The organism is Rhodococcus sp. 1168 (assembly GCF_002091955.1).
Classification (GTDB): domain Bacteria; phylum Actinomycetota; class Actinomycetes; order Mycobacteriales; family Mycobacteriaceae; genus Rhodococcoides.
Genome location: NZ_MKKY01000035.1, coordinates 17,483 through 44,213, shown reverse-complemented (window position 1 = coordinate 44,213; position 26,731 = coordinate 17,483). Strand labels below are relative to the sequence as shown.

General features: G+C 61.3%; 27 protein-coding genes, 1 tRNA gene and 1 pseudogene. 19 read left to right on the top strand and 10 right to left on the bottom strand.

Annotated elements, in window-relative coordinates; genetic code table 11:
- The first annotated feature begins 110 nt into the window (after positions 1 to 110).
- A complete protein-coding gene (locus BJI47_RS04590; RefSeq protein ID WP_254900393.1) occupies positions 111 to 626 on the top strand; it encodes a putative glycolipid-binding domain-containing protein in 516 nt (171 codons plus the stop codon).
- Here the strand turns inward: BJI47_RS04590 and BJI47_RS04585 are convergent.
- The gene (locus BJI47_RS04585; RefSeq protein ID WP_254900386.1) at positions 599 to 1,555 is read right to left on the bottom strand and encodes a prephenate dehydrogenase; all 957 of its coding nucleotides are present in this window, start codon (positions 1,553 to 1,555) and stop codon (positions 599 to 601) included. The genes BJI47_RS04590 and BJI47_RS04585 overlap by 28 nt on opposite strands.
- An 83-nt stretch (positions 1,556 to 1,638) precedes the next feature.
- Between BJI47_RS04585 and BJI47_RS04580 the strand changes: the two genes are divergently transcribed.
- The 6 genes from BJI47_RS04580 (at position 1,639) to BJI47_RS04555 (ending at position 4,341) form a co-directional block, all read left to right on the top strand.
- Positions 1,639 to 2,202 (top strand): tRNA adenosine deaminase-associated protein, encoded by a 564-nt coding sequence (locus BJI47_RS04580; protein ID WP_088942699.1) that lies wholly within the window; start codon positions 1,639 to 1,641, stop codon positions 2,200 to 2,202.
- 6 nt (positions 2,203 to 2,208) lie between these two features.
- Positions 2,209 to 2,661 (top strand): nucleoside deaminase, encoded by a 453-nt coding sequence (locus BJI47_RS04575; protein WP_088942614.1) that lies wholly within the window; start codon positions 2,209 to 2,211, stop codon positions 2,659 to 2,661.
- A gap of 95 nt (positions 2,662 to 2,756) precedes the next feature.
- The gene (locus BJI47_RS04570; protein ID WP_088942613.1) at positions 2,757 to 2,954 is read left to right on the top strand and encodes a CsbD family protein; all 198 of its coding nucleotides are present in this window, start codon (positions 2,757 to 2,759) and stop codon (positions 2,952 to 2,954) included.
- A 59-nt stretch (positions 2,955 to 3,013) separates the two neighbouring features.
- A tRNA-Ser gene (locus BJI47_RS04565) sits at positions 3,014 to 3,104 on the top strand.
- A 162-nt stretch (positions 3,105 to 3,266) separates the two neighbouring features.
- Positions 3,267 to 3,845: a TetR/AcrR family transcriptional regulator gene (locus tag BJI47_RS04560; RefSeq protein WP_088942612.1), complete on the top strand. Its 579-nt coding sequence runs from the start codon at positions 3,267 to 3,269 to the stop codon at positions 3,843 to 3,845.
- A 7-nt stretch (positions 3,846 to 3,852) separates the two neighbouring features.
- Positions 3,853 to 4,341: an FBP domain-containing protein gene (locus BJI47_RS04555; protein WP_088942611.1), complete on the top strand. Its 489-nt coding sequence runs from the start codon at positions 3,853 to 3,855 to the stop codon at positions 4,339 to 4,341.
- 47 nt (positions 4,342 to 4,388) lie between these two features.
- Here BJI47_RS04555 and BJI47_RS04550 read toward each other — a convergent pair whose 3' ends face one another.
- From BJI47_RS04550 to BJI47_RS04530, 5 genes are all read right to left on the bottom strand, one after another.
- Entirely contained in the window at positions 4,389 to 4,919 is a 531-nt protein-coding gene (locus tag BJI47_RS04550) for a hypothetical protein (protein ID WP_088942610.1), read from the bottom strand.
- A 31-nt stretch (positions 4,920 to 4,950) separates the two neighbouring features.
- Positions 4,951 to 5,745 carry an alpha/beta hydrolase gene (locus BJI47_RS04545; protein ID WP_254900385.1) on the bottom strand — a complete coding sequence of 265 codons (795 nt, stop codon included), beginning with the start codon at positions 5,743 to 5,745 and terminating at the stop codon, positions 4,951 to 4,953.
- A gap of 107 nt (positions 5,746 to 5,852) precedes the next feature.
- Positions 5,853 to 6,863: a PHP domain-containing protein gene (locus BJI47_RS04540; protein ID WP_088942608.1), complete on the bottom strand. Its 1,011-nt coding sequence runs from the start codon at positions 6,861 to 6,863 to the stop codon at positions 5,853 to 5,855.
- Between the two features lie 4 nt (positions 6,864 to 6,867).
- Positions 6,868 to 7,356, bottom strand: a complete 489-nt coding sequence (locus tag BJI47_RS04535) for an RDD family protein (RefSeq protein ID WP_088942607.1) — start codon at positions 7,354 to 7,356, stop codon at positions 6,868 to 6,870.
- A complete protein-coding gene (locus BJI47_RS04530) occupies positions 7,353 to 8,015 on the bottom strand; it encodes a hypothetical protein (protein ID WP_088942606.1) in 663 nt (220 codons plus the stop codon). The genes BJI47_RS04535 and BJI47_RS04530 overlap by 4 nt, the downstream gene beginning before the upstream one ends.
- 162 nt (positions 8,016 to 8,177) lie before the next feature.
- Here BJI47_RS04530 and BJI47_RS04525 point away from each other — a divergent pair, with 162 nt between their 5' ends.
- Together BJI47_RS04525 and BJI47_RS04520 are read left to right on the top strand one after the other, a co-directional pair.
- Complete coding sequence (locus BJI47_RS04525; protein WP_088942605.1) at positions 8,178 to 8,855, top strand: YceI family protein; 678 nt, start codon at positions 8,178 to 8,180, stop codon at positions 8,853 to 8,855.
- Between the two features lie 86 nt (positions 8,856 to 8,941).
- Positions 8,942 to 9,292 (top strand): annotated as a pseudogene (locus BJI47_RS04520) (VOC family protein).
- Positions 9,293 to 9,332: 40 nt separating this feature from the next.
- On the opposite strand, the gene BJI47_RS04515 reads toward BJI47_RS04520, so the two are convergent.
- Together BJI47_RS04515 and BJI47_RS04510 are read right to left on the bottom strand one after the other, a co-directional pair.
- Positions 9,333 to 9,716 (bottom strand): hypothetical protein, encoded by a 384-nt coding sequence (locus BJI47_RS04515; RefSeq protein WP_088942604.1) that lies wholly within the window; start codon positions 9,714 to 9,716, stop codon positions 9,333 to 9,335.
- Between the two features lie 26 nt (positions 9,717 to 9,742).
- The gene (locus BJI47_RS04510; RefSeq protein ID WP_088942603.1) at positions 9,743 to 10,279 is read right to left on the bottom strand and encodes a DUF3558 domain-containing protein; all 537 of its coding nucleotides are present in this window, start codon (positions 10,277 to 10,279) and stop codon (positions 9,743 to 9,745) included.
- Positions 10,280 to 10,426: 147 nt separating this feature from the next.
- On the opposite strand from BJI47_RS04510, the gene BJI47_RS04505 reads away from it, so the two are divergent.
- The 7 genes from BJI47_RS04505 (at position 10,427) to tgt (ending at position 19,664) form a co-directional block, all read left to right on the top strand.
- On the top strand, positions 10,427 to 10,933 hold the full coding sequence (locus BJI47_RS04505) for an alpha/beta fold hydrolase (protein ID WP_088942602.1): 507 nt from the start codon (positions 10,427 to 10,429) through the stop codon (positions 10,931 to 10,933).
- 186 nt (positions 10,934 to 11,119) lie between these two features.
- Positions 11,120 to 11,575 (top strand): Rrf2 family transcriptional regulator, encoded by a 456-nt coding sequence (locus BJI47_RS04500; protein ID WP_088942601.1) that lies wholly within the window; start codon positions 11,120 to 11,122, stop codon positions 11,573 to 11,575.
- 106 nt (positions 11,576 to 11,681) lie between these two features.
- Positions 11,682 to 12,314 carry a TetR/AcrR family transcriptional regulator gene (locus BJI47_RS04495; RefSeq protein WP_088942698.1) on the top strand — a complete coding sequence of 211 codons (633 nt, stop codon included), beginning with the start codon at positions 11,682 to 11,684 and terminating at the stop codon, positions 12,312 to 12,314.
- Between the two features lie 11 nt (positions 12,315 to 12,325).
- The gene (locus BJI47_RS04490) at positions 12,326 to 14,644 is read left to right on the top strand and encodes an MMPL family transporter (RefSeq protein WP_088942600.1); all 2,319 of its coding nucleotides are present in this window, start codon (positions 12,326 to 12,328) and stop codon (positions 14,642 to 14,644) included.
- 82 nt (positions 14,645 to 14,726) lie between these two features.
- Positions 14,727 to 16,457, top strand: coding sequence for an ABC transporter ATP-binding protein (locus BJI47_RS04485; RefSeq protein WP_088942599.1), 1,731 nt, complete (start codon positions 14,727 to 14,729; stop codon positions 16,455 to 16,457).
- Between the two features lie 104 nt (positions 16,458 to 16,561).
- Positions 16,562 to 18,412 carry an ABC transporter ATP-binding protein gene (locus BJI47_RS04480; RefSeq protein WP_254900392.1) on the top strand — a complete coding sequence of 617 codons (1,851 nt, stop codon included), beginning with the start codon at positions 16,562 to 16,564 and terminating at the stop codon, positions 18,410 to 18,412.
- Positions 18,413 to 18,422: 10 nt separating this feature from the next.
- A complete protein-coding gene (tgt, locus tag BJI47_RS04475) occupies positions 18,423 to 19,664 on the top strand; it encodes a tRNA guanosine(34) transglycosylase Tgt (protein WP_088942598.1) in 1,242 nt (413 codons plus the stop codon).
- Here the strand turns inward: tgt and BJI47_RS04470 are convergent.
- Positions 19,654 to 20,319 carry a pyridoxamine 5'-phosphate oxidase family protein gene (locus tag BJI47_RS04470; RefSeq protein WP_088942597.1) on the bottom strand — a complete coding sequence of 222 codons (666 nt, stop codon included), beginning with the start codon at positions 20,317 to 20,319 and terminating at the stop codon, positions 19,654 to 19,656. The two genes, tgt and BJI47_RS04470, sit on opposite strands and share 11 nt — an antisense overlap.
- 319 nt (positions 20,320 to 20,638) lie before the next feature.
- On the opposite strand from BJI47_RS04470, the gene BJI47_RS04465 reads away from it, so the two are divergent.
- Positions 20,639 to 22,534: an alkyl/aryl-sulfatase gene (locus BJI47_RS04465; protein WP_088942596.1), complete on the top strand. Its 1,896-nt coding sequence runs from the start codon at positions 20,639 to 20,641 to the stop codon at positions 22,532 to 22,534.
- A 67-nt stretch (positions 22,535 to 22,601) separates the two neighbouring features.
- Here the strand turns inward: BJI47_RS04465 and BJI47_RS04460 are convergent, their stop codons facing one another.
- Positions 22,602 to 24,344 (bottom strand): alpha/beta-hydrolase family protein, encoded by a 1,743-nt coding sequence (locus tag BJI47_RS04460; RefSeq protein ID WP_254900384.1) that lies wholly within the window; start codon positions 24,342 to 24,344, stop codon positions 22,602 to 22,604.
- Positions 24,345 to 24,604: 260 nt separating this feature from the next.
- On the opposite strand from BJI47_RS04460, the gene BJI47_RS04455 reads away from it, so the two are divergent.
- Both BJI47_RS04455 and BJI47_RS04450 read left to right on the top strand, forming a co-directional pair.
- The gene (locus BJI47_RS04455; protein ID WP_088942695.1) at positions 24,605 to 26,011 is read left to right on the top strand and encodes a glutamate decarboxylase; all 1,407 of its coding nucleotides are present in this window, start codon (positions 24,605 to 24,607) and stop codon (positions 26,009 to 26,011) included.
- A 19-nt stretch (positions 26,012 to 26,030) separates the two neighbouring features.
- The gene (locus BJI47_RS04450; protein WP_088942595.1) at positions 26,031 to 26,711 is read left to right on the top strand and encodes a hypothetical protein; all 681 of its coding nucleotides are present in this window, start codon (positions 26,031 to 26,033) and stop codon (positions 26,709 to 26,711) included.
- Positions 26,712 to 26,731 lie beyond the last annotated feature (20 nt).

The following is a 26,731-nucleotide window of genomic DNA, read 5'->3' as shown; positions in this document are numbered from 1 at the left end:
CCCCCCCAGCAAACACAGGTCCTTCCGCGGGCTCTGCTCCAGACCTTCTGGGCTCGCCGACGCAGGCCTTCCCCGCCATCTTGACCTGGCGAGCACACGACGCTCCCCGGATGGAGTCGGTACGCGTCCAACTGAGCGGCAATCGCATCAAGGCCGCCGGCCGGATCATCGGCGGTGCCTGCGCGGAGCATCCCGCATTCAGCGCGTCGTACGACCTGGTGACCGACGAAAACGGCATCACTCGCAGGCTCTCGCTGCGAACGTTCGTCGCGGGCGGCGAGAAGCAGGCTTCGGTGAGTCGCGACAACGAGGGCTACTGGATGATCGAGAACTCGTCCAACCATCAGCGGTCCACCTACAACGGTGCGCTCGATGTCGACGTCGTATTCAGCCCGTTCTTCAATACGCTGCCGATCCGTCGGCTCGAGTTGCACACCGATGCCTCCGACGTGCAGGTTCCCGTGATCTACGTCAACTTGCTCGACTTGACCATCCAGCAAGCCGAACTCACCTACAGCAGTGGCGCCGACGGCATTCACGTTCTTTCACCGGTCTCGACATCCACACTGAAGGTCGATTCCGATGGGTTCGTACTCGACTACCCGGGGCTTGCCGAGCGGATCTGACGGATCACGCCGCCTTTTCTTCCCGCGGAGCCGAATTTTTCGCGCCACTGATCATCACCCGGTTCGATGCCGGTGATGTCGAATCGCTGATGCTCTTCGTAGAGGGTGCGCGCGCGATGCCCGGCTGTCACGAGCGTGCGCGTCGACCCGTCCGTCGCCAGTTCCTCGCGGGCCCGGGTCAGCAGGTCGATCGCTTCGTCGAGCGCTTCGGTGAGGGCGGCGGAGTTCGCTTCGCACATCGCACTGACCAGAGCCGGTGCCGTCGACGCGACGCGCGTTCCGTCACGAAACGAACCTGCTGCCAGACCCAACGCCAGCGGGCTGCCGGAGGCCCCGACGAGGGCGAGCGTCTCGGCCAGGAGATGCGGAAGATGTGAGATCCGGGCGACAGCGCGGTCGTGCTCACCGCTTTCGACGGGTACGACGACCGAACCGCAGTCGAGTGCCAGCGATGCCACCTCACGCCACACCTGCGGATCGACGCCGTCGTCGACGCCGACAGCCCAGACCGCGTCGCGGAACAGTTCCGGATCGGCGGCGGACCAACCCGACTGGTCGGTGCCGGCCATGGGATGCCCACCTACGTACCGCTCCGACAAATCCCGTCGCGACACCGCCGCCGCTACCTCGGCTTTGACGCTGACGACGTCGGTGAGCGCATTGTTGGGTGCGTGCTCTGCGATGGCGGCGAGGATTGAATCGACGGCGGGCATCGGGACCGCGATGACGATCAGCGCACCGGACTCGGCGGCACGGGTGAGCACCGCGGTCAGATCGGTATCGGTGTCGTAGCCGGCTTCGACGGAACCGGCGATCGCGTCAGCGGACCGGTTGTATCCCCATGCGATCCGGCCACCTCGAACGGCAGCTTGCAGAACCGATCCACCGATCAGGCCGAGTCCGAGAACGCACACAGGGGCAGTAGTCACCCGAACAGATTGACACACCGTTCGAAACGGCGTCTTGACGGCGGACTTCAGTTTCGGTGGTCCTCACGACTACCGTTGCGCGCATGGCTGCACAGCGCGGGAGCAACAACTCCGCCAAGGCGAAGAACGACGACGGTCCGGATGACAACAGTTACGACGACCTGGACGGCTTCGGCGTTGCCGTCGTCCGGGAAGACGGCAAGTGGAGAGTGACACCGCTACCGATGTCGGCACTGACGTCGTTGTCGGCGGCGGAAACCGAACTACGGGAGATGCGCAGCTCGGGTGCGGTATTCGGGCTACTCGACATCGACGACGAGTTCTTCGTCATCCTCCGGCCCGCGCCGTCGGGCACTCATTTGCTGATCTCCGATGCCACCGCTGCGATCGACTACGACATCGCTGCCGAGGTACTCGACGCACTCAACGTCGATATCCCCGATATCGACCCGGATGACCTCGATGACATCGAGCCCTGGGAAGAAGGCAATCTTGCGTTGCTGGCCGATCTAGGCCTGCCTGAAGCGGTCCTGGGCATCATCGTGGCCGAAACCGATCTCTATCCGGACGAGCAGCTCGGTTCGATCGCAGAGCGACTCGGCTTCCCCGACGAACTCGCGGCCGTTCTGGACAAGTTTCCTCGGTAGTCCGGCGTGGTCGACCAGGATCTGATCCGAGCGGCACTGGCCGCTGCGGGGGATGCGTCCGATCGTGACGTTCCGGTCGGCGCAGTGATCTTCGACGCCGACGGACGCGAACTGGCCCGTGCCGCGAATGCGCGCGAGTCCACCGGGGACCCGACGGCTCATGCCGAGATTCTGGCGCTGCGGGCGGCCGCCGCTGTGCACGGCGACGGGTGGCGGCTCGAAGGGTGCACGCTGGCCGTGACCCTGGAACCCTGCACGATGTGCGCCGGCGCGCTGGTCCTGGCTCGTGTCGAAAGGGTTGTCTTCGGGGCGTGGGAACCGAAGACGGGTGCCGTCGGATCGCTGTGGGATGTCGTTCGAGACCGACGGCTCACTCACCGACCGCACGTCCGCGGTGGGATTCTCGAAGCGGAGTGCGCTGCCACCCTGCGTGAATTCTTCGCCCGTGAACGCTTATGAATTTCTCATGTTTAACGCCCGCACCCATGGGATAAGCCTTCGGAGCAAGGGGCGCGGTACCCGCGCTCGGTAACTCCATTGCCTAGGAGGCACTAATGGGACTCGACGACAAGATCTCGAACAAGACCGAGGATCTGGGCGGCAAGGCAAAGGAAGCTGCCGGTTCGGCCACCGGAAACAAGGACCTCGAAAACGAGGGCAAGGGCGATCAGGTTTCTTCCGCAGTCAAGGACGGCGCGGAGAAGGTCAAGGACGCAGCCTCCAACATCAAGGACAAGCTCACCGGACACTGATCCAGCAACGCTGAGCTGGCGATTTAGTGTCGCGCCGTCACTGCGGTACAGTTTTCCGCGGTGGCGTGTCCGAGCGGCCTAAGGAGCGCGCCTCGAAAGCGCGTGACGGGTAACCCCCGTCCGAGGGTTCAAATCCCTCCGCCACCGCCAGAACTCCCCACCTGCATCACGCAGGTGGGGAGTTTTTTGATGTCTTCATGATGTGCACCGCAGCCACAGCTCCCGGAAATCGGTGGATCGTAGCGAGGCATTGCTCTACTATTCCTAGAGTGGCTAGCTAAAGAACTATGGCAGCAAGCATGGAGGGGTCCGATGGCACGCGCAGGGGTGACGCTTTCTCGCTTGACCGAGGTTGCGGCCGACATGGCCGACGAGATCGGTTTCCAGAACGTGACAGTGCTCGCAGTGGCCCGCTCTTTCGGCGTCAAGGATGCGAGCCTGTACTCGCATATTAAGAACCTGCGAGATTTGCGCCAGCGGGTATCCGTGGCGTCGTTGTCCGAGCTCGCAGACCGTGTCTCCGACGCCTTGGCCGGCAGGGCGGGCAAGGACGCACTCGTCGCATTCGCGAACGCCTACCGCGACTACGCCAGGGAGCATCCGGGCCGCTACGCTTCGACGCAATTCGACCTCGACCCGGACGTGGCAGCGGCCAGTGATGCCCGACGGCATTCGGCCATGTCGCGTGCTGTCTTACGTGCCTACGCTCTCGCCGAACCGGACGAGACCGATGCGGTCCGGCTGCTGGGCAGTACGTTTCACGGTTTCATCGCGCTCGAGGCTGCGGGTGGTTTCGCCTACACCCCGCGTGAGTCCGAGGACTCGTGGAAAAGGGTGCTCGACGTGCTTCACCACGCACTCGAACATTGGCCGACACTTACCAAGGAGTGATATCACCATGGACCCTGTCACCGAACAGGACATACGCGCGTCATTCGTCAATTGTTCCAAGGGCGACACGAAGCGGATGAGCGTCCCACGTGACCTCGACGAAAAGTGTTGGGAAGAACTGGATTTCCTCGGATGGACCGATAGCTCGTACGCGGGCCGGGGCTACCTCGTCGTTCCCCGTCCAGCAGGTGTCATCGGCATCGCGTTGCGTTACGAGACAACAGGATCCGATCGAGCGCAGATGTGCACTATCTGCACAACCACGCATTCGCGGGGGAACGTGTTGCTGATGACGGCGAAAAAGGTCGGCGAATCAGGTCGACGCGGCAACACTGTCGGCACCTACATGTGCACCGATCTCGCGTGCTCGCTGTACGCGAGAGGTAAAAAGACCCCGGCGCTGGGCAATCGATACCGCGAGAACCTCACTCCAGAAGAGCGCGCGGGGCGAGTGAGGGAGAACATCGAATTGTTCGTCCGTCGTCTCTACATCTGAGTACCGGTGAGCCCAGCGGTCACGACGCTTGGAAACGGCAGCTGCGTTCAGCAACTTCCGTTTCCAGCGGCACTGAGTCCGCGCTCAATTTCCTGCTGATCCTCTACCGACACGGTCGACCAGCTCGGATTCGATTCCATTTTTCCTCTCATCCCCACGACGGACTGTTCCCGGCTAGCCGCGCCTGTCGACTCCAACGCATCGATCGCGGGAAGAAAGCGCTGACAGATGTCGAGGTACAACGCTTCGCCATGCGGCATATCCGTTCCTTCCGGCGGTAGAGCCACGTTCGCCTCCGGTGCTGGCATCGGCTCGGGGGATCCGCGCGGTGTCGCGACGGGGGGTGGATCTGCTCGCGCGTCCTCGGGTAGCGGCTCGAGGGAGGGCGGTGGCGTTGCGAGCGTGGGAGCATCCGCTGCGGCCGAGGGGCGAACGGGAACCGAGGATGCAGGCGCAGTTGCGGAAGATTTCGCCGAGGTAGCCGGAGCCGATGCCTCGCTCGACGAGTTCGACGCCTCCGAACTGCAACCGGTGAGAACAAGGACCGAGAGCACGCCGAGCCACATCATCCGCATCATGAGCAAAGTATGTACCAGGGGAGCGGCTCGATCAGTCCAACGATGCAGCGTGTTCGGCGATGGTGTCGATCGAAGTCGACCACGCCACGGACGTGGGATCGACGAAGTCACTATGACCCAGGCCGGGCAGAATTTCGAGCTCGGCAGAATCTCCCACCGACCGAGCGGCCTCGACGTACACCTTGCTTTGATTCACCGACACGGTAGCGTCGCTGTCCCCGTGAATTGCGGTGACCGCGACGTCGGTCGGAAGATGCTCGATCGGCGACGCGATGCGATACCGGTCTGGCACCTGGTCGGGCATGCCCCCGAGGAATGCGGGTACGAACCTGTCGTTGCCGATGTTCGCTGCCCGCGCCATGTCGAGTACGCCGGCCATGATCGTCGCGCTGGCTGGACGGACGCGTGGCTGCGCCCCCGGCGCGGAGGCGTCGAGTGTGTGCCGGCCGGCGATCCATGCCGCGAGTTGCCCGCCCGCGGAGTGCCCCGCAACCTGCACGCGGTCAAGATCCAATCGACCGCCGGCGGCTTCCTGAACGGTGTTCGCCAGTGCTTCGGTTGCGTTGTCGACGTCGGCGAGGGTGTCCCGCCAGTCGACGCCGCGGCGATACTCGATGTTCCACACCGCGATTCCGCGATCGGCAATGGCCTGTGAAATGGGAGCGAAGTACGTCATGTCGTACTTCGTCTGCCAACCGCCGCCATGGACCATGACTACAACGGGGAGCCCGTCGACGCCGTTGTCGGGGAGATAGAGGTCGCCGATGTTGTCTTTGTCCGAACCGTACGCAAGTCTGATCGGTGGATCGGATAGCGCGGGAACCAACGCGGGCGATGGTGTTGGAAGTGTCTGCGGCGCTGGGGGCTGCCGGGTGGAGGCGCATCCGGATAGAAGAGCGAGTGTCGTTATGCAAGTGAGGGTTCGGCCGAATCTCACCGACTACCACCGGCCCAGGCTAGAAGCTCCCCGAGTGGCCAAGTATTGATGATGCGTTCGGCCGGCACTCCCTGATTCTCTGCTCGAATGCATCCGTAACCCTGCCAATCCAATTGGCCCGGCGCATGGGCGTCGGTGTCGATGGAGAACAGGCAGTCGCGTTCGAGAGCGATGTCGATGAGCCGCTCGGGCGGGTCCTGGCGTTCTGGCCGAGCGTTGATCTCGACCGCAGTGCCGAACTGTTTACAGCCTTCGAACACCACCTCGGCGTCGAATTTCGATTCCGGTCTAGTGCCGCGCCCGCCCTCGACGAGCCTGCCGGTGCAGTGACCGAGCACATCGACGTGGGGGTTGGCGATTGCGTTGACCATCCGCCGCGTCATGGTGTCCGAGTCGGCACGAAGGTTCGAATGCACGCTTGCAACAACGATATCGAGCTCGGCGAGTAGCCCTTCGTCTTGGTCGAGGCTACCGTCGTCGAGGATGTCGACCTCGATCCCGGTAAGGATACGGAACGGCGCCAGCTGCTCGTTGAGTTCGGCGACGACGTCGAGTTGACGGCGCAAGCGCTCGGCGGTCAGTCCGTGCGCGACAGTGAGTCTCGGCGAATGGTCGGTCAGCGCGCAGTACTCGTGGCCGAGACTGCGCGCCGTTCGCATCATCTCCTCGATCGGGCTTCCGCCGTCGGACCAGTTCGAATGGGCGTGCAGATCACCACGCAGCGCGGCACGTAGATCGTTCTCACCGATCGGTTGGGCCTCGGCGCGCTTCTCCTCGAGATATTCTGGGACCTCTCCTGCGGCGGCCTGCCGGATGATGAGGGAAGTCTTTGCACCGATCCCCGGCAGGGCGGACCACGAGTCGGTTCTGTTGCGCTCTGAACGCGCAGCTTCGTCCAACGATTCCACGACGTCGGCTGCCCGTCGATATGCCTTGACGCGGTGCGTGTCTGCGCGTGAGCGTTCGAGCCAGTAGGCGATCTCGCGGAGTGCTTCGATCGGGTCCATGTCCCTATTCTCCAGTAGCCGCGTGCGGGTCGACCAACGCGGCGTTCGGCTGCCAGTCGTACACCACCGAGGTGCGCAGCACGATGTCCTGCAGCGAGCGCCTGCGCCCGTCGACAGCCGCCCACAACAGGCCGAAGGCGAACACGACGCAGAGCACGGCCCGTAACGCCGCCAACGGCCACCGCAGCACTCTGTGACGAGGAGAGACCAGTCGGACACCCATCAGAAGTGCGCCGACCGTACGACCGGTCGTCGCCCAGCACAGCGTCAGATAGCCGATCGACAACGCAAGAAAGGCCGAAATCGACAGGAATACCGCAGGAGACCGGAAGCTGAAGGATTGAGGACTGAACAACAGCTGTATGAAGAGGGAACCGACGTACACCGATCCCATCAGCACCCCGACGACGGCTAGATCTATCAACGCTGCAACTCCGCGCGTGACGATCCCGGCCGCCCGCATGTCCTCGAGTGAAGGTTGCGGATGGCTCATGGGGTCGCCGGACCTTGATCGCGTCCGAACAGCCGTCCGACGAAATGTGTCACTGCATCATCGGCTTGCATTCCCTGACTGCGGACTCCTCGCACAGCCTCGGCCGACAGTGATCCCGTGGACTCGCGAATGATATCCGGCAGGTCGACGCCCTCGATCACGAAGTTCGCCAGAGCGATCAGGTCCACTTTGGCGATCGCGGAATCGAGGTTCACTCGCGCGACGGCGCGATCGAGGTCGACGGTGTCGATGATGGCATCGAGATCGACTCGACCGATGACGGCGGCAATGTCGACCCGCGCCACGGCCTTGTCGAGGTCCACTCGTGCGACCACACTGTCGAGATCTACTCTCGCGACAGCTCGGTCGAGGTCGACGCCCTCGACGATGGCATCGATATCGACGTTCTCCCGGATGAGCCGCGTCAGATCGATCTCGTCCAGGGCAGCGGCGACCACCTTGGTGATCGTGACACGAATCAGCGCGTCCACGACTACAGCGGCGGCGGCCACCGCTCGCTCGCCGCGTACGGACAGTGCCTCGGCAGGTCCGGACAGGCCGGGGAGCCGGGTCAGCATGCGCAAGGATCCGCGTACGGCACCTGCTGCTGTCACCGCCATGCCGGCAGCGAGGTTGGTCAGTCGTACTTCGTCCGGCATACGCGCCACCACCTTGATCGTCGAATACCAGCATTCCAGTTCGGGAGGAGTTTTGGTACGGCTATCCAGACCGAGCCCTGCCGGCCGAGACGGAAAAGTCTCTCGGTAACTTGCCAGGCGCTAGTCGAACCATCGACTCGAAGGTGCAAATAGCATCGGGCCATGACCAACAAACGGTGGAATGCACTCGGGGTAGTGGCCCCAGTAATTCTCGCCGGGCCCTGGATCTGCGGCGAAGTTTTCGCCGAGGACGACGCCCCTGCAGCTCCCGTGTCCACCTCCGAAGCGCAGGCCGCATCGACCGACGACATCGACGGACAGTGGACGGTGGTCGTGGGAGACGCGGCGAACACGACGGCCGCGGGATACACCGTCAAGGAGGTCCTCAACGGGGCCGACGTCACCGTTGTAGGTTCGACCACCGAAGTAAGCGGCAGCGTCACCATCGCCGACAATTTTCTCACCGCGGGTGGGGTTGTAGTGCAGACGAATTCGATCAGCACCGACAGTGGGCGACGCGACAGCCAGTTCCGCGGAAACATCTTCGACACGTCCACCTACCCGACGGCAACGTTCACCATCGATTCACCCATCGACCTCTCGACACTCCCAAAAGATGGAACAACCGAAACCGTCACGGCGGAAGGCACTCTGACGCTCAAAGACAAGTCTCGGAAGGTCTCGGTTCGGATGGAGGTACTGCAATCCGGTGATTCGCTGATCGCGTCGGGAAGTATCCCGACGACGTGGAGCGACTACGGAATCGAACCGTCATCACTAGGATTCGTGACAGTCGAAGCAACCGGATCCGTGGACTTTCTGATCAACTTCAGCACTTAGAACACCGATTCGAGGAACGTCGATCATGTACGCCAGCCTCGTGGCAGGGTTTGGGGACGGAAGATCACCTCATGGAGGACATTCACATGAAAGTCACCGATATCATCGCCGATATTGCGGTACCCGATATGGGCGAGGCTCGTAGCTTCTACACCGACTACCTCGGCCTGAGCGTCGAAGAGTTCAATTTGGGATGGGTCGCCAGGTACACCTCGCCGAGCACCGGCGCCCACATCCAAATCCTTACGCACGACGAGTCTGCCTCCGCCAACCCCGTCGTCTCGATCATGGTCGACGACATCGACGAGGCCCTCGCCGAGGCGAAGGAGAATGGGTACGACATCGTGCACCCGTTGACCACCTAACCCTGGGGAGTGACGCGATTCTTCGTCCGGGCACCAGATGGGAACGTCTTCAATATCGTTCAACGGCACTGAGAGAACACTGTTTCGCCCGCGCTATCAAGTGCGTCGACCTTTACTTTGGTCCGTCGATACTCGCCGCGTTCTCGCCGTCGGTTGCGGCAGTGCTGACGATGAACTTGCGGAAGACAGTTTGCATGGATTCGACCACAAGGATGTGGCTGTCCAAGACGTCGACGAGGTTGTTGTCACCGCCCACTGCCTTCAGCGAAAACTTTCGCGCCAGCGCTATGCCGGATTCGAAGTCACCCATGCCTTTGATATTTCCAAGCCCGCCTGCGTCAATTTTCAAGGCGTTCAGTGTCGCCAGGTATTCATTGCACGCGCTGTCGCAGAGTCGTGCGGCGTCCTCTTCGAGAATCAGGTCCCCCACATTGGCAGCAAGTGCTAGATCTTGCCAGTGACTGAGCAGATCAATCCCAATCGGTGGTGGGCTCATGGGGTCTCCTCGGTTACGTTCACTGCTCAGGACGGTGGTAGGAACTGCTCGATATCTTCGGTGTGGCGAAAAACTATCTCGCATAGGTCACCATTTTTTGTATCGGTCACACTGTGGCTAAGGGCGAAGATCTGTGCCAACCCCTCGTTGGTGTCGAATGCGAGATTGCATATGCCGAGCGCATCTGTGGCTTGCAAGCGGTACTGCAGAGCGGTCCGTCTGCCGACCGTGATGTCACTGAAGTCAGTGTTGTCAGCTTTTTTTCGAACATCCTCGAGCGTGAACCTTTGTGAAAACTGAATTTGATATGAGTACCAAGTGTTTCCAGTCGGACCGTTCCATCCGCACATTTTCCATTCCCTTGTAGACGTGCCCGGGCCCAGCCCTTCCCTCTCGGATTGCGGGTCGAGTCCGGTTCGTGCGATGGCGTCGTCGGGGATGGTGCAGGGGTCGAACTGGTTTGCCAGCGAGGGTTCGCCGGCGACTGGGGTGCCTTCGACGGGTTGGCCGCAGCCGGTGAGGAGGGTCAGGGCAGCGGCTGTCGCCAGCATTCCGCGTCGCATCGATCCCCCCTTGATTGTTCCGTCGACAGATTAGACGCAGCCGAGGCAGAATCGGTTCCCTTCGAGCGGTGCCTGAGGCAGACCGATGAATCCATTCGACCGTCCTGGTCTGCCCTCTGGAACAACCAGATTCAAGGAGGACTCTTCATGCGTCGATTGCTCTTTTTTCATGGCGCCGGCGGATTCATCGACGATCGACCGATAGCGGAAGGACTTGCGCTGAGACTCGGGTGCGCCATGGAGATGCTGCACATCCCGGACGAAGACATGTCGTTCGAGGGATGGGCCACGATTGTTCGCAGGTGTATGGACGCGATGAAGTCCGGGGATAGCGTCGTCGCGCATTCTTTCGGCGCATCGATCCTGCTACGTGTGCTTGCGGAGAAGCGTCGGGCGATACCGTCGAATGCTGTGCTGCTGGCAATGCCGGACTGGACGTCGAAAGGCTGGGACGTCGAGGACTATGCGTTCACTGGACCGGAACCCCGAGTGGCGCTGTCGCTGCACCATTGCCGCGACGACGAGATCGTGCCGTTTACCCACCTGAAGTTGCACTCGGCCCGCCTGCCCTCGGCGATGGTTCACGAGCACAGGTCGGGTGGGCACCAGTTCGTCGGCGTGCTCGACAGGATCGCAGCCTGCTGGACGGTATAAGCGCGCACCGTTTTTACCAAGCAAGCCCCCGTATTCACGTGCGAGAAGCGGTGCGGGCTTACCAAAAAGGGTGTCCGCTCCAAGAGGGTGTCCGCTCCAAAAAGGGTGTCCGCTCAATCCGCAAGGAACTGGCTCATTTCCTATTCCAATGATAGGAATTAGGGACATCCTACGAAGGGACCGACGGTGCACATTACCGCCAAGGCGGACTATGCCGTGCGGACGCTCCTCGAGCTCGCGGCGGCCGGCGGAGTTCCGGGGAAGGCGGAGGCACTGGCGACGGCGCAGAACATCCCGCACAAGTTCTTGGAGTCCGTTCTCGCCGATCTTCGGCGAGCCGATTTGGTGCGCAGCAGGCGTGGCCCGGACGGCGGCTACTGGTTGGCCCGTCCGCCCGCGGAAATTTCCGTCGCCGATGTCATTCGAGCGGTCGAAGGCCCGTTGGCGTCGGTGCGTGGCCAGCGCCCGGAGGATGTCGACTATCCCGGTCCTGCTGAACCGCTTCGGTTGGTGTGGCTTGCTGTGCGATCGAACATGCGCGCCGTTCTGGAGGCCGTCTCGTTGGCGGACATCGCCGACGACGACCTGCCGGCGCTCATCTTCGACCTGACCAGCGATCCGGCGGCGTGGGCACGACGCTGAGGTAGCCCTTGGTGATGTGTCCTAATTCATGGGAAACAGTCGCTGTGACGTATTCGACATACTTGCAGTCGAGTGCAACATTGCAGAACTCTGCAAAGTCCGTAGTTTGGATGGAGTGACTGCACCCAACACCGGTCTTCGTAATCTGAAGAAGGCGGCAACCCGCGATGCTCTCGGTCTCGCGGCCGTCCGTCTCGGCACGGCTCGGGGACTGGACGCAGTCACAGCCGACGCCATTGCTGCCGAGGCCGGCGTATCCACGCGGACATTTCACAACTACTTCGCCAACAAGGAAGAAGCTGTCCTCCATCACATCGAGACGTCTGCGCTCGAGTGGTTCGAGATGCTTCGTGCGCGGCCGGTGGAGGAACCGATCTGGGAATCGCTGCGCTACATCGCGGTGTCGATCGTGACCGATCCCGAGCGTGATCTCGGCGAGACGTTCGCGGCCGCACAGCTCATCGAGTCCAATCCCGCGGTGATGGCTCGCAAGCTCGAAATTCACCAGTCGCTTACCGGCGTACTGGGTGAAGCGATAGCGCAACGAACCGGTACTGACATCGAGACCGACCTCTATCCGAACCTGCTGCAGATGGCCGTCGGCGCGGCTGTCGTTGCAGCACTGACCCTCTGGACCAACGACACCACGGGACTGCACTCACCCAAAGAGCTCGTCGAGGATGCATTCGATCAACTGCAAGCAGGCCTTCCGGCCCCGAATCCGATGAAAACGAACTGAGGAACCAACCAGTGGCCACCTATCTATACCGAATCGGCAAGTTCGCTTACCGACGAAAAGGCATAGTCATTGCCCTGTGGCTCGCGATTCTGGTGCTGGCGGGCATCGGCGCGTCGACCCTGTCGGGTCCGACTGCCAACTCGTTCAACATTCCAGGCACTCCCGCGCAGTCAGCTCTCGACCTGCAATCCGAGCGATTCGGCGACGCAGAAGACCCGCTGACAGCTGTTACGGCGAACTACGTTTTCGCAGCGCCTGATGGTCGAAGCCTCGACACGCCTGCGTACACCGCAGCGATCGATGCCACCATCGCCGAGATAAACAAGATCGACGACGTCGAGTCAGCGGTCAAGCCAGGCGGAGAGAAGCCACTGGTCGGCCCGGTTGCAGGTAACAAGGCAATCGTCGAGCAGTACAACGAGCTGGCAGCCAAGGACGGCACTGCTCCCGACGTCGCGGCCGCCAATGCTGCAGCGCTGTCGCCGTTGAGTCCGGAGGGCAACATCGGCACGCTCGATGTCCCGATTGCCGCCGAACTCGCCGACGTCACCGACGATCTGCGTACTGCACTCGACGATGCTGCTCAGCCGGCACGCGATGCGGGCCTCACCGTCGAACTCGGTGGCAGTGTCGCCCAGGATGCCGCCCCGCCGGGCGGGACGTCCGAAATCGTCGGCTTGGCCGTCGCCGCCATCGTGCTGCTCATCATGTTCGGTTCGGCCGCCGCGGCCAGCCTTCCGCTGATCACCGCCATAGTGGGCATCGGTATCAGCAGCCTCGCTATCACCACCGCGTCCGGCTTCGCCGATCTGTCCTCGTTCACCCCGATTCTTGCGGTGATGATCGGTCTCGCGGTCGCCATCGACTACTCACTGTTCATTCTCGCCCGATATCGGCACGAGCTGACGCTCACCGATGATCGGGAGGAAGCCGTCGGACGCTCCGTCGGAACCGCTGGATCTGCCGTCGTATTCGCCGGCGCAACTGTGTTGATTGCCCTTGTCGCGCTACGCGTCGTCGGAATTCCGTTCCTTTCGCAGATGGGTCTGGCCGCGGCCTTCGCCGTGTTCACCGCAGTGCTGATTGCGCTGACCTTCCTGCCCGCAATGCTCGGCCTGTACAAGGGCAAGGCTTTCGCAGGCAAGATCAAGTTCGTCAACACCACCGACCCTGAGGATCCGAACGCGACGCCCACCAACGGCCTCCGTTGGGCACGCTTCCTGGTCAAGCGCCCAGCTCTGGGTCTCATCGGCGGCATCGTGCTCCTCGGCGTCATCGCAGGCCCGACGACCGGACTCTCGCTCGCACTGCCGAGTATCGCCACGGCCGACCCGGCGACATCCGTACGCAAGGCTTACGACCTCGAAGGTGAAGGATTCGGACCGGGCAAGAGCGGACCGCTTCTGACCATCGCCGACGCCACCGACGTGGCCGACGCCGATCGCACTGCGGCTTTCCAGAAGGTCGTCGACGCGATCTACGAACAATCCGATGTGTCCAACGCTCAGGTCATCGCGGTGAACCCGGCCGGCGATACCGCTCAGATCATCGTGACACCGTCCAGTGGACCGAACAGTCAGGAAACCAAGGACCTCGTCGAAAACCTGAGGGCCGCGGAATCCGGAGTGAAGGAGCGCACCGGCGTCTCCTACGGCGTGACGGGTCAGACCGCGCTCGAGATCGACGTCTCCGAACGCTTGCAGGACGCGTTGGTGCCGTACCTGGCAGTGGTGGTCGGACTGGCGTTCGTGCTGCTGATGCTGGTGTTCCGCTCGATTCTGGTGCCGTTGACGGCCACGATCGGCTTCTTGCTCAGCGTTCTCGCCACGTTCGGCGCCACGGTGTTCATCTTCCAAGAAGGTGGCCTGGGGCTGATCAGTAACCCGCAACCGATCGTGAGCTTCATGCCGATCTTCCTCATCGGTGTGGTGTTCGGGCTCGCGATGGACTACCAGGTGTTCCTGGTGTCTCGAATGCGCGAGGAGTACGTGCACGGCGCAACTGCGAAGGACGCCGTCGTGAACGGGTTCAAGTACGGCGCACGCGTTGTCACTTCCGCTGCCGTCATCATGATCTCCGTGTTCGCGGCCTTCATGGCAGAACCTGACTCGTTCATCAAGTCGATCGGGTTCGCCTTGGCTGCCGCAGTCTTCTTCGATGCATTCGTCGTCCGCATGGTCATCATCCCGTCGGTGATGGCGTTGCTCGGCGACAAGGCGTGGTGGTTGCCCAAGTGGCTCGACAAGATTCTTCCCGACGTCGACATCGAAGGCGCCAAGTTGAACGCAGCCAGGCCGAAGACCAAGGACGAGCAACCAGTCACGGCCTGAGTCGAGATCGGCCGAAGGTTGCCTCGTACACCCCGAAAAGTGTGGAGACTGTTCATATGTGCACGAGTAACCTTCGGCCGTCATGCTGATTCCCCTGCTGAGGACCTATCTGGCTCCGTACAAGCGTTCGATTGCAGCTCTGGTGGTGCTGCAGCTCGTAGCCACGGCTGCCTCGCTTTACCTACCGCGACTCAACGCGGACATCATCGACAACGGTGTCACTCGCGGGGACACGGACTACATCGTGTCCACTGGCATGTGGATGTTGGGTGTCTCGCTCGTTCAGATCGTCTGCTCGGTCGCGGCCGTGCTTATCGGGGCTAAAGCTGCCATGGGTGCCGGCCGCGATCTGCGCAAGTCCATTCTGCATCGCGTCGGGACATTCTCGGCACGTGAAGTCGGGCAGTTCGGCGCGCCGTCGCTCATCACCCGCAACACCAATGACGTGCAACAGGTCCAACTATTGATCGTCATGGGCTTCACCATTTTGGTGATGGCACCGATCATGTGTATCGGCGGGGTGGTGATGGCCCTGCGTGAGGATATCGGTCTGGCCTGGATCCTGCTGATCGCGGTTCCCGGACTGGCAATCTCGATGGGAATCATCGTGGTTCGCATGGTGCCGGGGTTCCGGTCCATGCAGGTTCGTATCGACGCGGTCAACCGCGTGCTCCGTGAGCAGATCACTGGCATCCGCGTCGTCAGGGCTTTCGTACGTGAACGATTCGAGATCGATCGATTCGCCATTGCCAACGACTCTTTGACCGATGCCGCGCTTCGTGTCGGTCGGTTGATGGCCTTGATGTTTCCGACGGTGATGCTGATCAGCAACGTGACCAGCGTCGCGGTGATCTGGTTCGGCGGACACGCCATCAACGACGGAACCATGGAAATCGGTTCGTTGACAGCGCTTCTCAGCTACATCATGTTGATCCTGATGTCGGTCATGATGGCGTCGTTCATCGCGATGATGGTGCCGCGGGCGTCGGTCTGTGCCGACCGCATCAGTGAGGTGCTTGCCACCGAATCTTCGGTCGTACTACCCGCCTCGCCCCGGGCATTCGTGACGACCCCCGGCCGTGTCGAGCTGCGTAACGCCGAATTCTCCTATCCTGGAGCGCAATTCCCCGTGCTGAGCGGTGTCGACCTCGTCGCCGAACCAGGCAAGGTCACCGCCATCATCGGCGGTACCGGATCGGGTAAGACCACACTGATCAACCTGATCCCCAGACTCATCGACGTCACGGCCGGGCAGGTCCTGGTCGGCGGCGTCGATATTCGCGAACTCGACATCGACATCCTGAGATCGGAAATCGGCCTCATTCCGCAGAAGCCGTACCTGTTCTCCGGGACCATCGCCACCAACCTTCGGTACGGCAAGTCCGACGCCACCGACGAAGAACTGTGGGAGGCGCTCGAGATCGCACAGGGTGCAGACTTCGTCCGAAAGATGCCCGACGGCCTCGAGACCGCCGTCGCGCAGGGCGGAACAACTGTATCCGGTGGACAGCGTCAGCGGCTCGCGATCGCACGGGCTCTCGTGCGACGCCCGAGTATCTACCTGTTCGACGACTCGTTCTCCGCGCTCGACCTCACCACCGATGCCAACCTCCGAGGCGCGCTGAAACCCGTCATGAAGGATGCTTGCATGATCGTTGTTGCACAACGCGTCTCGACCATCGTCGACGCGGATCAGATCCTCGTGCTCGACGACGGCAGACCGGTCGGGCTCGGTACGCACGAAGACCTGGTCATCACGTGCCCCACCTACGCCGAGATCGTCGACTCGCAGCATGCGGTGGCAGCATCGTGACGAAGCCGGTTACACAGCCTGTACTGACGAAATCCCCATCGGCGGGGCAGGCAGCGGGACGTCCCGGCGCACCTGGCGCACCTGGAGCGCCCGGAACGAAGGCGCTGAACTTCAAGTCCTCGCTCAAACGACTACTCGGACTTCTGAAGCCGGAGAAGACGCTGCTGTCGCTGATGCTGGCGTTCGCCGTCGTGAGTGTCGTTCTGACCGTCGCCGGTCCGAACATCCTCGGGCACGCCACCAACTTGATCTTCAACGGTGTCGTCGGAAACCAGCTCCCCGCCGGCCAGAGCAAGCAGGAAGCAATCGACGGACTTCGTGCGCAAGGGCAAGGGACCTTCGCAGACCTGGTGTCCGGAATGGACGTCACCCCTGGCGTCGGAATCGACTTCTCGGCCGTCGGGAATGTTCTGCTGTTCGTACTCGCGCTGTATCTGGCGTCGGCGGTGCTCGCCTGGGCCCAGGGATACATCCTCAACATCGCGCTCCAGCGGACCGTGCGCAATCTGCGAGACAGCGTGGAGCGTAAAATTCACCGACTTCCCCTGAAGTACTTCGACTCTCGAACCCGCGGCGAGCTGCTCAGTCGGGTCACCAACGACATCGACAACGTCTCCACCAGCCTTCAGCAGACCTTGAGTCAGTTGATCACTTCCGTGCTGACAGTGTTGGGCATCTTGGGGATGATGATCTGGATCTCGCCACTGCTCGCCTTCGTTGCGGTGCTGACCGTTCCGGCGTCGTTCCTTGTCACCGCCGTCATCGCCAAGAGATCGCAGCCGCACTTCGTCGCCCAGTGGAAGCACACCGGAAGACTCAACGGTCAGATCGAGGAGACCTACACCGGTCACGAACTGGTGAAGGCATTCGGCAGGCAGGCAGAGGTCGAGAGGGAGTTCGGCGACCGCAACGACAAACTGTTCGAGTCGAGCTTCCGGGCGCAGTTCATCTCCGGAATGATCATGCCCGCCATCATGTTTCTCGGAAACATCAACTACGTGATCATCGCAGTCGTCGGTGGGTTGCGAGTTGCGTCGGGCACGCTGAGTCTCGGTGAAGTACAGGCGTTCATTCAGTATTCGCGCCAGTTCACACAGCCACTGACGCAGGTCGGGTCGATGGTGAACCTCGTCCAGTCCGGCGTCGCTTCGGCCGAGCGGATCTTCGACCTGCTCGATGCCGACGACGAGGATGCCGATCCAGCCAAGTCTGTTGTCCCCGTCTCGAATCTCGGCCGTGTCGCCTTCGAACACGTCTCGTTCCGCTACAACGAGAGTCAGCCACTGATCGAGGACCTTTCGCTGGTCGCCGAGCCCGGCCATCTCGTTGCCATCGTCGGGCCCACGGGCGCCGGCAAGACGACATTGGTGAACCTGATCATGCGGTTCTACGAACTCGACTCCGGCCGAATCACCATCGATGGCATCGACGCCCGCGCGATGAGCCGCGAGGAGCTACGTGGACGGACCGGAATGGTGTTGCAGGACACCTGGCTCTTCGGCGGAACGATTCGCGACAATATCGCCTACGGAGATCCGAATGCGTCGGAGGAAGAGATTCTCGAGGCGGCGCGAGTCAGCTACGTCGACAAGTTCGTGCACTCTCTGCCCAACGGCTACGACACGATCATCGACGAGGAAGGAAACAACGTCAGTGCCGGCGAGAAGCAGCTCATCACCATCGCTCGGGCGTTCCTGGCCAAACCGCTGATCCTGATTCTCGACGAGGCGACCAGCTCGGTCGACACGCGCACCGAACTGCTGGTGCAGAAAGCAACCGCAGCGCTGCGTAGCGACCGCACCAGCTTCGTCATCGCCCACCGACTCTCGACCATCCGCGACGCCGATCTGATCGTCGTCATGGAGGATGGCCGGATCGTCGAGCAAGGCGATCACGACTCGCTCGTCGAGTCGGGCGGGGCATACAACAGGCTGTATGCGTCGCAGTTCGCCTAAGGTTGGTCGAGTGAGCGCTCCAAACGACCCCTACTTCGATATCGACAGCCGTCTCGACGGCCAGCTCGGTCGAACCGGCACCATCCACACCCCCCACGGCGACATCGCTACCCCGGCGTTCATTGCCGTCGGAACCAAAGCGACCGTGAAAGCGGTTCTGCCAGAAGCGATGAAGGAGCTCGGCGCCCAGGCCGTACTCGCCAACGCGTACCACTTGTACCTGCAGCCGGGCTCGGACATCATCGACGAAGCAGGTGGTCTCGGTAAGTTCATGAACTGGGACGGGCCGACCTTCACCGACAGCGGGGGCTTCCAGGTGATGTCGCTCGGTGTCGGTTTCAAGAAGGTCATCTCCATGGACGCGAGCCGCGTGGAGTCCGACGACGTCATCGCCGAAGGCAAGGAACGCCTCGCCCACGTCGACGACGACGGCGTCACCTTCAAATCACATCTCGACGGATCGAAGCATCGATTCACGCCTGAGGTGTCGATGCAGATCCAACACCGCCTCGGCGCCGACATCATGTTCGCCTTCGACGAGCTCACCACGCTGATGAACACCCGCGGCTACCAAGAACTATCGGTCGACCGAACCCAAGCATGGGCCGTCCGCTGCGTCGAGGAACACGAAAGACTCACCGCAGAACGCGTCGGGAAGCCGTATCAGGCGTTGTTCGGAGTGGTGCAGGGCGCGCAGTACGAAGATCTACGACGCAAGGCCGCACACGATCTGGAGACGATCACCGGTGAGACCGGGCGGGGTTTCGACGGCTACGGGATCGGCGGCGCACTCGAGAAGCAGAACCTCGGGACGATCGTGCGTTGGGTGAACGAGGAACTGCCCGAGCACAAGCCGCGTCATATGCTCGGCATCAGTGAGCCGGACGACTTCTTCACCGCGATCGAGAACGGCGCCGATACCTTCGACTGCGTCAACCCTTCTCGCGTGGCACGCAATGCAGCAATCTATGTCCCGACAGGACGTTTCAACATAAATACGGCAAAGAACCGTCGTGATTTCACACCGATCGACGAACACTGCGACTGCTACACGTGTGCTCACTACACGCGTGCCTACATCCATCACTTGTTCAAGGCGAAGGAAATGTTGGCCTCGACGCTGTGCACCATCCACAACGAGCGATTCACCGTGAAACTGGTCGACGACATCCGAGCGTCGATAAACGAGGGACGGTTCGAGGAGCTAAAGACCGAATATCTCGGTCGTTTCTACGGAACTGTTAGCCGGTAGTCGGTTTCTGTTGGGCGAGTTGATCTTCCAGATCTTCGATCCGGCTGAGCAACTCTGCTTCCCGCTCGGCTGCCTTGCGTTGGTACACCTTGGACAACTCGGAGAGGTATGCCTTGTCGTATCGCGGAATGATGCTGCGCGTGCAATTCCAGTCGAACGCCTCGATGTCGATGACGATGCTGCGATCGGACTTCGCGGCAACGGTTCGAGTCCCCAGATCCTTGAGCCTTGCCAGCAGCTCGGGGTCGGCATCGGCCTCGACCACGCGTGCTCGGCCGTAGAGCTTGAGTCGCTGGCGTAGCGGATAGTTCACCAAAAACAGGGCAACGCGGCCGTCGTGATCGATGTTCGACGTGGTCACATACTGGTTGTTGCCGGCGAAATCAGCGAAGCCCAGCGTCGAATCATCCAGTATTTGAAGGAAGCCTGTAGGGCCACTGCGATACTGAATGTAGGGCCAGCCGGATTCGGCGATGGTCGCAATGTGGAACTGGTCTGCCTCACGGATGATCTGCTTCTCGCGACTGTCCAGCGGTATCGGGCCGTCGTCGGGGCGTTCGGTCTGTGACCCGTACGCGGTGTAGCTCCCCGTCGCTTTCTGCCGCTCGATGGCGGAGGGCCCGAACATCAGATGGTGATAGTGGTTGTTGGGCATGGCTCAGGCCTGGTCCTCAGCTTGTGGTTCCATAGCTTGCGCATGGTCGTCGATTCGATACCCCACCGTAGATCCTTTCGCCTACCCGACTGCCTTCTTTACCGTAGCGCGGCTGGCTTCTGCGGCGATCGATGCCTGTGATGAGTAGTCGACGGTGGTACTGAGTTCACATCACCCGGATGGTGTGATGTGGACGTCCATCGCAGTTCGTACTGTCGAATCAGGTCCTGTTTCACTCTTCGGTCCCGACCGCACTGGTATGCCATCACCACGGTCGAGGTCCTACGGAAGCAGGAGATGGTCGTACCGAAAGGAAGCTATGTCCACTGATACCGGCGTTACACCGACGGTGCGAGCCGTGCACGAAGACGCATTGCGCACCTTGCCCTTCTCCGATGAGCAGGACTTCGCGGATGCAGACCGGGGATTTGTCGCGGCATTACTGCCCGGTGCTATCTCCGATGCCGATGGGTCGGTGGTGTGGGACTGCGATTCTTTTGCATTTTTGAAGGACGAGTGTCCACCGACGGTGCATCCGAGCCTGTGGCGTCAATCGCAGCTTTGCGCCAAACAGGGCCTGTTCGAAGTGAGCGAGAAAATCTATCAAGTCCGCGGACTGGATCTGTCGAACATGACACTGGTCGAGGGGGATGCGGGGGTCATCGTCATCGATCCACTGATCTCGATGGAGACTGCGGCCGCAGGGCTGGCGCTGTACCGCACCCATCGCGGCGAACGGCCGGTGACCGGGGTGATTTTCAGTCATTGTCACATCGATCATTTCGGTGGCGTCAAGGGTGTCACCACCGTGGAGGACGTCGACGCCGGCCGGTGCCCGGTAGTTGCACCGGCAGGTTTTGTCGAGCATGCAGTGGAGGAAAACGTCTATGCGGGAACAGCAATGTCCCGCCGTGCCGCATATATGTATGGAGCAGCGTTGCCGCGGGGCCCGCTGGGCGCAGTGGGGGCAGGTCTAGGACTGACGACGTCTACGGGTACGCCCACACTGATTGCGCCGACCGTGTACATCGACCAGACCAGCCACACGGAGACGATCGACGGAGTCCGGATCGAATTTCAGCTCACGCCGGGAACCGAGGCTCCTGCGGAAATGAATTTCTATTTCCCGGACCTGCGTGCCCTGTGCATGGCCGAGAACGCGACCCACACCTTGCATAATCTATTGACACTGCGTGGCGCGCTCGTGCGTGATCCGCACGTGTGGTCGGGATACCTCACCGAAGCGATCAATCGGTATGCATCCAAGTCCGATGTGCTGTTCGCTTCGCACCATTGGCCCACCTGGGGGACGGAGCGGCTCACCAAATTTCTGTCACTCCAGCGCGACCTGTACGGCTATCTTCATGATCAGACGGTGCGGCGGATCAATCAGGGCTTGACCGGTACCGAGATCGCCGAGGAAATCGCATTGCCTCCGGCCATAGACAATGCGTGGCACACCAAGGGTTACTACGGATCGGTCAGTCACAATGTCAAAGCGATCTATCAGCGGTACATGGGATGGTTCGAGGGCAATCCGGCCCTGCTGTGGCCGCACACACCGGTGGATTCCGCGAAAAGACACGTCGAATTCATGGGTGGTTCCACAGAGGTATTGAGAAAGGCGCGAGAAACCTTTTCTGCCGGCGACTTTCGTTGGGCCGCACAAGTTCTCAACTACGTACTGTTCGCCGAGCCGGACAACGCCGAAGCGCGCGCCCTCCAGGCCGATACCTTCGAACAACTCGGGTTCGGTTGTGAGAACGGTACTTGGCGCAACTTCTTCTTGATGGGTGCACACGAGTTGCGCCAAGGAAATGTCGGTACACCCACCGCCACTGCTGCGCCCGACATTCTCGGGGCACTCACGGTAGGGCAGCTCTTCGACGCCATCGCGCTGCGTGTCGACGGGCCACGGGCGTGGTCGGCCGACATCGTGCTGGACTGGGACATCACGGACGAAGAACTGGTGCACCGAACGGCGTTGCGTAACGGGCTTTTGGTTCACTTCGACCTTGATCACGATGCACCTCGAGGAGACACCGTTTTCCACCTGACCAGGCCTGACCTGATCGGTATATTGCTCGGCGGGATGGACCTCAGTGCAATGATCTCGGACGGAAAGGTACGCGTCGACGGCGATCCGAGCCGGCTGGCGGAATTGGCGAGTTACCTCGACGCACCCGATCCGAACTTTGCGATAGTGACCCCGTGATGGGCACTTCGTCGCCGCTATCGAGAAGTTATGCAAGCCCGAAGGTAGTAGTACGAATTTTCACTGCTCAGTCGTCGAGCTTCGCAAAAATACGGTCCGACAGTCCCTGATTGTCGACGCCGAGGATCTGGTTCCAGAAGTAGACCGCTTCTGGGCCGTAGGCGTGGCCGTGGCCGTAAGGAACCTCGGCAGCGAACACCATGTCCAGGGTGACCTGCCAGAAGGACACGAACGGCACCCAGTTCATCCCCTTGTCGATGTCTTCGCCGCGTGGCTCGTCGAGCCAGTCGGGTTTGTTGAGGAGCAGACTCGGTGACCACCACACGATGGGATCGCTTGCATGCTGCCAGTACACGATGCGCGGCGAATCCCACTCGCCGAGGCCCGGTGCATCGAGGTCGGCCGGAGTCGAGGCAAAGCGCACATTCTCGCCCCCGTAGATAGCGGGCAGGATTTCACGACTACCAGGATCTCGGGAATCGGTGATCTGACGCCACTGCTCGGTGAAATTGGGGGTGCCCACGAACAGGGCGCCGTCAGTTCGGGCAATGATGTCCTGGGCACCGGAGAACGCGTCCTGCGCGCCATACGAGCCCAGGGACTCTCCGAACACCAATAGCTTGGGCCGCTGCTCAGGGGGTTGCTTGCTCCACCGGGCGTACACCGCCTCGAACAATGCGCGTCCGGCAAGCTTGGGCGTCTTGCGATCCGCAAGAAACGCCAAGGGGCTCGGCAGGAAGGAATACTGCATCGACGCAATCGCAGAATTGCCACCGGACAGGTATTCGAGTGAGGCAGCCACATCCTGATTCACCCAACCACGCCCGGTAGTGGTGGCCACGGCCAGGTACTCGCGATCGAACGCGCGGGTCCGATCGAGCTCGGCGACAACATTCGCGGCAAGCGAGTCGACGACGTTTTCGCCGTCGTCGAAACCGTCTGCATCTACTGATACTCGACCCGAATATACCCGGATCGGTTCCTGCGCAGGTGCTCCCGTCACCTCGGTGATCTGTGCGGCATCCGGTCCGCCTGCCACGAACGTCCGGCCTTCGCGCCCGAGCGAATCCCAGCTCTCGAGCGACTCCGGAGACCCTGAGCGTTCTGGCGAAGTAGGCTGAACCACTCCGTCGGCTGTGCCCTTGTCTGCTACGGCGGCAGATCCATTGGCGATACGCGAGATTCCCGTCGAGAGAATGCCTTCGATCATGAGCACCACGATCACAGATACGACGAGCGCACTGACGCCCAGCGCAATGGGTGCGGGTAGGAATCGATCGACGAATCGGTCGAGTAGGTGCACGAGCAGCCGAAGACCGCGTCCGATGAGTAAGCAGAGTAGGAAGACCACTGCGCCGACGGCGAATACTCCGGGGTAGTCCCAGCTGCTGCCAGGCTCGATACCAACCAGTTCGCGGGAGATGTCCTGCCACCACGATCCGAGTACAAGGAAGGTGGGGATCACGACCAGAGCCACGATTCCGATCGTGATCCAGCCGGCCCGCTGCCATCGCGGTGACCACTGTCGGGTCAGACCACCTTTGTGGAGGAGCCAAAGAATCAGGGCTCCTACGCCGTAGCCGATCGCCGCACTCACGCCGCTGGCAACGGCCTGGAGATTCCAGGGGCGCGGTAGCAATGACGGGGACATGGACCAGCAGTAGAACGCCAGGGCGAATATCAGACCTATCGGATTGAACCTGGCCAGCCAGTGTCGAACTCGTCCGAAGCGGACCTTGTTCGGTGGTGGGTTGCTTTCATCGAGGGGCGAGTGTTCTGCGTTCGGAGCTTCTTCCGTGGAGGCGGGCATCTTTGGCTCCCTGATCGTTCCTGCGTAGGACATCGTGCTGGGTTCCGAAATGACGCCATCACGAGAACGAGAAAGAACGTCGTCGGCCGGACTTTACCCCCGATTTCAGCTGGTGTTTCGGCCATTTCAGGGGAATGCGAAACAACTTGGTTGAACGCATTCATCCGATTTCACAGACTCCCCCACTACTGAGTGGTGTTTTTGGTTAGCTTCTGATGTCTGCACAGCCAGAGCTCTGCCACGAGCGGAAGAAGGAAGTCATGACCAAACACCACACCAATGCTCGACAGACCACCAACCTCGGGGACGTGCTGTCCTTGAACACGGTTTTCGTCCGGCCGGGTGAGGCCACCGAACTCCCGAAGTTCAGGATCCCGGAGGGCATGTCTCTACCGGAGACCGCGTACCAGATCGTGCATGACGAGGCGATGCTCGACGGCAATGCACGGCTCAATCTGGCCACCTTCGTCAGTACGTGGATGGACGACGAGGCCAAGAAGCTCTACAGCGAAACCGTCGACAAGAACATGATCGACAAGGATGAGTACCCGCAGACCGCCGCGATCGAAGAACGGTGCTGGAAGATCCTCGGCAACCTGTGGCACAGTCCCGACATCGAGAACGCAATCGGAACCTCGACCATCGGTTCTTCCGAGGCATGCATGCTCGGTGGGCTCGCACTCAAGCGGCGCTGGCAAGGCCGTCGCAAGGCGGACGGGAAGTCGACCGAGACACCCAACATCGTATTGTCCACCGCAGTTCAGGTGTGCTGGGAGAAATTCTGCAACTACTTCGAGGTCGAGCCGCGGTGGGTTCCGGTAAGCAAGGACCACATGGTTCTCGACGGGTACGAACTGGAAAAGTATGTGGACGAGAACACGATCGGCGTAGTCGCGATCATGGGGCAGACCTACACTGGCATGTACGAGCCGGTTGCCGCGATCGCGGAGAAGCTCGACGCGATCCAGTCGGACACCGGGCTCGATGTTCGGATCCATGTCGACGGTGCATCGGGAGCCATGATTGCCCCGTTCTGTCAGCCCGATCTCGAATGGGACTTCCGCGTCGCGCGGGTGGCGTCGATCAACACCTCCGGCCACAAGTTCGGTCTGGTGTACCCCGGTGTCGGCTGGATCGTGTGGCGAGACGAAGAAGCTCTCCCCTCGAGTATGGTTTTCCACTGCAGTTACCTCGGTGGCGATATGCCTACGTTGGCGTTGAACTTCTCACGCCCGGGAGCTCAGGTATTACTGCAGTACTACATGTTTCTGCGTTTGGGTTTCGAGGGCTTCCGTCAGGTTCAGCAAGGTTCACTCGATGTAGCGCAATATCTTTCGTCGAAAATCGCGGAGATCGGCCCCTTCGAGCTGGTCAGCAAGGGCGATACGATTCCGGTGTTCGCGTGGCGCCTTAAAGAGGGGCACACCGACACCTGGAACCTGTACGACCTGTCGGATCGGTTGCGGATGAAAGGCTGGCTCGTACCGGCATACCCGATGGCCGACAATCTGGCAGAGATGACCGTTCAGCGAATAGTCGTCCGCGCCGGATTGAGCTTCGATCTCGCAGCTGCGCTGCTGAGGGATCTCGAAGGCGAAGTCACCTTCCTCGACAGCCTTTCTGCGCCGATGCCGCGAGTGGGCGAAGGATCCCACTTCCATCACTGAACAAGCCGGAGGTGGTTGCATGAGTATTGCTGCGGAGACACCGCGTTGGCACGCTGCCCTATTGACGCCGACTCTGCGAAAGCAGTGTTGGGGCTTCATGATCGGTTCTTCACTCTTCGCAGTGGGTTCTGCCCCAGGATTCGGTACCTGGGCCGGTTCTTCGGCGTCCAATATCTGTTTCTTCATCGGCGCATGGTTCTTCACCGCAGCTGGATTCATCCAGCTGATGAGAAGCGGAGCGGTCACAGCAGAGGCCTCTCACGGGTCCGGCGTCATGGTCCGTGCCGAGTGGCTCTCCGCAGCAACTCAATTCGCCGGAACGTTGCTGTTCAATGTCAGCACCACCGCTGCGCTGCAATCACGATCGGTCGCTGAAGAGGATCGGCTCGTCTGGAGTCCAGATGCAGGAGGCTCGGTTGCCTTCCTCTTCAGCGGTGTATTGGCGATCCTCGCGTACACCCACGCCCAAGGGCTCTGGGAACCGAGGGACCGCGGCTGGTGGTCGGCACAGATCAACTTGATCGGGTGCGTCGCATTCGGTGTGTCTGCGGTGGCGGCCTTCGTCACCCCTGACGGAACCACGGTCGACTCGACGCTCGCCAACTCCGGCACCTTCGTCGGTGCGCTGTGCTTCTTCTTCGCGTCGTTCCTGTTTCTTCCGCTGTGGAGTCGAGGTCGGGATCTCGATTCCACTCGGTAGTCGACCGTCGTGCGGCCCGG

What these genes read in the sequence shown, in the direction of transcription:
- BJI47_RS04465 (WP_088942596.1), top strand. Translation starts at nt 20,639, where the DNA reads ATGTCCACTGATACCGGCGTTACACCGACGGTGCGAGCCGTGCACGAA.
- BJI47_RS04505 (WP_088942602.1), top strand. Translation starts at nt 10,427, where the DNA reads ATGCGTCGATTGCTCTTTTTTCATGGCGCCGGCGGATTCATCGACGAT.
- BJI47_RS04515 (WP_088942604.1), bottom strand. Translation starts at nt 9,716, where the DNA reads ATGAGCCCACCACCGATTGGGATTGATCTGCTCAGTCACTGGCAAGAT.
- BJI47_RS04535 (WP_088942607.1), bottom strand. Translation starts at nt 7,356, where the DNA reads ATGAGCCATCCGCAACCTTCACTCGAGGACATGCGGGCGGCCGGGATC.
- BJI47_RS04570 (WP_088942613.1), top strand. Translation starts at nt 2,757, where the DNA reads ATGGGACTCGACGACAAGATCTCGAACAAGACCGAGGATCTGGGCGGC.
- BJI47_RS04510 (WP_088942603.1), bottom strand. Translation starts at nt 10,279, where the DNA reads ATGCGACGCGGAATGCTGGCGACAGCCGCTGCCCTGACCCTCCTCACC.
- BJI47_RS04590 (WP_254900393.1), top strand. Translation starts at nt 111, where the DNA reads ATGGAGTCGGTACGCGTCCAACTGAGCGGCAATCGCATCAAGGCCGCC.
- BJI47_RS04530 (WP_088942606.1), bottom strand. Translation starts at nt 8,015, where the DNA reads ATGCCGGACGAAGTACGACTGACCAACCTCGCTGCCGGCATGGCGGTG.
- BJI47_RS04460 (WP_254900384.1), bottom strand. Translation starts at nt 24,344, where the DNA reads ATGCCCGCCTCCACGGAAGAAGCTCCGAACGCAGAACACTCGCCCCTC.
- BJI47_RS04560 (WP_088942612.1), top strand. Translation starts at nt 3,267, where the DNA reads ATGGCACGCGCAGGGGTGACGCTTTCTCGCTTGACCGAGGTTGCGGCC.
- BJI47_RS04525 (WP_088942605.1), top strand. Translation starts at nt 8,178, where the DNA reads ATGACCAACAAACGGTGGAATGCACTCGGGGTAGTGGCCCCAGTAATT.
- BJI47_RS04580 (WP_088942699.1), top strand. Translation starts at nt 1,639, where the DNA reads ATGGCTGCACAGCGCGGGAGCAACAACTCCGCCAAGGCGAAGAACGAC.
- BJI47_RS04470 (WP_088942597.1), bottom strand. Translation starts at nt 20,319, where the DNA reads ATGCCCAACAACCACTATCACCATCTGATGTTCGGGCCCTCCGCCATC.
- BJI47_RS04450 (WP_088942595.1), top strand. Translation starts at nt 26,031, where the DNA reads ATGAGTATTGCTGCGGAGACACCGCGTTGGCACGCTGCCCTATTGACG.
- BJI47_RS04455 (WP_088942695.1), top strand. Translation starts at nt 24,605, where the DNA reads ATGACCAAACACCACACCAATGCTCGACAGACCACCAACCTCGGGGAC.
- BJI47_RS04485 (WP_088942599.1), top strand. Translation starts at nt 14,727, where the DNA reads ATGCTGATTCCCCTGCTGAGGACCTATCTGGCTCCGTACAAGCGTTCG.
- BJI47_RS04550 (WP_088942610.1), bottom strand. Translation starts at nt 4,919, where the DNA reads ATGATGCGGATGATGTGGCTCGGCGTGCTCTCGGTCCTTGTTCTCACC.
- BJI47_RS04555 (WP_088942611.1), top strand. Translation starts at nt 3,853, where the DNA reads ATGGACCCTGTCACCGAACAGGACATACGCGCGTCATTCGTCAATTGT.
- BJI47_RS04540 (WP_088942608.1), bottom strand. Translation starts at nt 6,863, where the DNA reads ATGGACCCGATCGAAGCACTCCGCGAGATCGCCTACTGGCTCGAACGC.